Origin of the sequence: Streptomyces sp. NPDC088246 (assembly GCF_044741025.1) — a bacterium.
Taxonomy (GTDB): Bacteria; Actinomycetota; Actinomycetes; order Streptomycetales; family Streptomycetaceae; genus Streptomyces.
Genome location: NZ_JBIURV010000139.1, coordinates 1 through 4,017 on the forward strand (window position 1 = coordinate 1; position 4,017 = coordinate 4,017).

At 62.1% G+C, this 4,017-nt stretch carries 2 protein-coding genes and 1 pseudogene; all 3 read left to right on the plus strand.

Going from position 1 to position 4,017, the window contains the following annotated elements; genetic code table 11:
* Positions 1-3,026: pseudogene (locus ACIPEK_RS46275) on the plus strand (RHS repeat-associated core domain-containing protein); the annotation flags it as partial.
* 63 nt (positions 3,027-3,089) lie between these two features.
* Positions 3,090-3,440, plus strand: a complete 351-nt coding sequence (locus tag ACIPEK_RS46280; RefSeq protein ID WP_402008956.1) for a hypothetical protein — start codon at positions 3,090-3,092, stop codon at positions 3,438-3,440.
* Between the two features lie 153 nt (positions 3,441-3,593).
* Positions 3,594-3,848: a hypothetical protein gene (locus ACIPEK_RS46285; protein ID WP_402008958.1), complete on the plus strand. Its 255-nt coding sequence runs from the start codon at positions 3,594-3,596 to the stop codon at positions 3,846-3,848.
* Positions 3,849-4,017 lie beyond the last annotated feature (169 nt).

A 4,017-nucleotide genomic window follows, 5' to 3' on the forward strand; every position in this document is an offset into this window, starting at 1 on the left:
CAACGGCCGCTGGATCACCTTCGAGTACGACGAGACCGGTGCCCCGACGTCGATCGTGCACCACGGCGGCTACCACCTGAAGCTCACCACGAACGAGGGCAGGGTTACCGCCCTGCACCTGGCGGGCGCCGCACCGGACGGTACCGACCAGGAGATCCTCCGCTACGGTTACACCGACGGCCACCTCACCGCTGTCACCAACTCCTCAGGCAAGCCCCTGCGGTTCGGCTGCGACGAGCTGGGCCGCGTCACGTCGTGGACGGACACCAACGGCAGCCGGTACGAGTACGTCTACGACGAGCACGACCGCTGCGTGTACCAGACCGGCACCAACGGACACCTCGAAGCCCACTTCACCTGGGACGACACCGACCCCGCCACCCGCCTGCGCATGACGTCCATGACCGACGGCCTCGGCCACACCAAGCGATACGTGATCAACGACCGCTCCCAAGTGGTAGCTGAAATCGACGCTCTGGGAGCCGTCACCCGCTTCGAGCACGACCGCTTTCACCGGCTGCTGTCCGTCACGGACCCACTGGGGCATGTCAGCCGCTCCACGTACGACGAGCACGGCTGCCCCACCTCGGTGGTCCGCCCGGACGGGCGGGAGCTGACCGCCGACTACAACGCCCTCGGCCTACCGGTGCGCGTCAGGGGCGCGGACGGGACGGTCACCCGACAGACCTACGACGAGCGAGGCAACCGTACGTCGGTCACCGATGCCTCCGGCGCGACAACGACCTATTCGTACGACGAGGCCGGGAACGTCATATCTGTGACGGACGCCCTCGGGCATCATTCCGAGGCACGGTACGACAGAGCTGGTCTGCCCACCGAGACTACCGATCCACTGGGCGCGACGACTCGGTTCGAACGGGACGCCTTCGGCCGACCGGTTGCTGTCACCGATGCCCTCGGTGCAACCAGTCAATACCAATGGACAGTCGAGGGTCGTCTGGCTCGGCGTACCGAGCCAGACGGCAGCGAGGAATCCTGGACGCATGACGGCGAAGGCAATTGCCTGTCCCATACCAATGCCATGGGTGCGGTCAGCCGTTTCGAGTACGCCGACTTCGACCTCCTAGCAGCACGCACAGGCCCGGACGGGGCTCGCTACGAGTTCACTCACGACACCAATCTGCGACTGACTGAGGTAAGCAACCCGCACGGCTTGAAATGGAGTTACACCTACGATCCCAGCGGTCGTCTCATAGCGGAGACCGACTTCGACGGCCGCACACTCGCATATGGTCACGACGAGGCCGGACGCCTGACCACTCGCACCAATGGGCTCGGCCAGAGGATCCGTTACGAGCGCAATGAAATCGGACAACTGCTGCGCAAGCATGCGGACGGCGAGGTCACCACCTTCGAATATGACATCTTCGACCAACTAGCCTGCGCCGTCGGCCCTGACGCGGCCCTCACCCGCCTGCACGACCGGCACGGGAGGCTCAGGTCCGAGACCGTAAACGGACGCACACTGACTTACGGCTATGACACGTTGGGGCGACGGATTTCCCGAACAACCCCATCCGGCGTGACAAGCACCTTGGACTACGATGCTGCCGGGCGGTGCAGCAGCCTCAGCAGTTCCGGCCGAACCGTTGCGTTCACACGGAACGCCGCCGGACAGGAGAGCGCCCGGCACATCGGGCAGTCGATCAGCCTCACCCACGAATTCGACACGGCGGGCCGTCTCGCCAGCGAGCAGGTATGGGCCCGGGGGCAGAGCCTGAAGCACCGCGCCTACACTTACCGCGCAGACGGCAACCTCATCGGAATCCACGACAGCGTTTCCGGAGCCCGCCACTTCGAGCTGGACGCCATCGGCCGGGTGACCGCGGTCGACGGCACGCACTGGACCGAGACCTACGCTTATGACCAGGCGGGCAACCAGACACAGGCAGCGTGGCCTGTAGGTCACCCCGGTCACGAGGCCACGGGCGAACGTACCTACACAGGCACACGGCTCACCCGCGCCGGCCGCGTCCGCTACGAGCACGACGCCCAGGGCCGGATTGTCCTCCGTCAGAAGACCCGCCTCTCCCGCGCACCGGAAACCTGGCGCTACACCTGGGACTCCGAGGACCGACTCACTTCGGTCACCACTCCTGACGGGGCGCACTGGCGTTATCTCTACGACCCTCTCGGCCGCCGCATGGCCAAGCAACGTCTGCAAGCCCAAGGCGACGCAGTGATAGAGGAAGTCTCATTCACCTGGGACGGAACCACTCTGTGCGAACAGATAACCTCCGCCGAAGCTCTGGCCAACCCGGTTGCCCTCACCTGGGACCACGATGGGCTCCGCCCCCTCACCCAGACGGAACGCATCCTCTCGGCCAGCGCCCTGCAAGACACCGTCGACGAGCGATTCTTCGCCGTAGTCACCGACCTCATCGGCACCCCGACCGAGCTCATCGACGAGTCGGGCAGTCTTGCCTGGTATACCCGCAGCACCTTGTGGGGCACCACCACCTGGTCCGCCACCAGCATCGCCTACACACCGCTTCGCTTCCCCGGCCAGTACTTCGGATCCGGAAACCGGACTCCACTACAACTTTCACCGCCACTACGACCCGGAAACCGCCCGATACCTCTCTGTCGACCCTCTGGGTATCGCACCGTCATCCAACTCGGGTGCCTACGTCGAAAATCCTCACACAGGGGCAGCCCCTTTTGGACTTGCCCCCTGCCCCGAAGTCAACCCGAGAAAGTTGGATTACCTGTTCAATAAGGACGTGAAGCCGGATCCTCACAACACTCCGAGGGCGATACAAAATGCCAATCAACTCAAGAGTATAGGGTTCCATGACACCCCGGCCTCTCGTCAATTCGTGACCGAACACTTGAAGGAGGCAACCGGAAATGGATTCTCAGAACATTTCACCAACGAATGGGGGAATTTCGGTAAAACGAAATCTGTCCTATATGGCCCACATGGAATGCTCGGCGTGGAGAGCACCTGGCAGATCATGCCCGATGGTGGGTACAGGCTATCGACGGTAATATTCCGTAGTTGAGAGATCCGTCGACCGCTTGCAGTTCGATCAGGTAATCGCGCGCGAAATCCAGGAGAAAATTCCTTGCCATCTGAATTCGTCACACCTGACCCCCAGGAAATCGTCAACGCATTGGGAGTCGAGCCAGAGATCACTGGTGAGACTCAGAGGACCGTAAATCTCGTTGATGTCACAGGCGAAGACTTGACATTGTCGTACGACGCGGTCGGACAGTCGGTAAATGTACGCTGGTGCACACCACTCGGCAAGGTCATGTTGAATCTGTTCAGAGAAGGAGCGATCCTACTCCGTGTCCAGGAGGGAGGCGGCGCGACCCAACTCGTCGTGGAATTCGAAACTAGAGACACCGCAGGAGAGCTCAGATTGCAGGTATTTCCAGAAGTCTCTATCACCGAAACATCACTCTTCTCGTGAGCCGCTCGTGAAATCCGGCACGACAAGCCCCCTCTGTCCAGGAAGCCGGGCGGATAAAATCAAAACACTCATCGAAAAATTAGAGAGTGACCGTGAGTGCCGCTGAATTGATCGCCTCATTTATCGCATCGGGGCGACTGTGCGGGGTATCCGGTGTATTCTTTCAACAATCTGTTCTCGTCCTGGGAAAACCTTGTGCGCAGGATGGAGTCCGACTGGCAACTACCGGGGCAGTACCCGATCAGCGCTTACATCAATGATCTGGATGCACGTGATCAGTTGCAGATTGCCATGGGCACACTGACCGACGAGGCCCAAGCGGAGCTGTCCGCTCCGCTGGCGGCGTTGGATACGCGCTTCGTGTACGAGTCGGTGCCGGACGAGGGGGTGAGCTCCGCCCGTGGCTGAAGCCGTCCTCGGGTGAAGAGCCGCATGGATTCTGGCTGCGCAAGCCTCGTAACCACTCCTGGTAGACCGCGGGCCCGCCCCGTTACCGTTTTCGTGGCCCCGCAATGGGGTGCCTGGCCCCCGGGTCCGGTATGGCTGTGTGCCCCCTGTCGAAGTCGATGACCTGGGG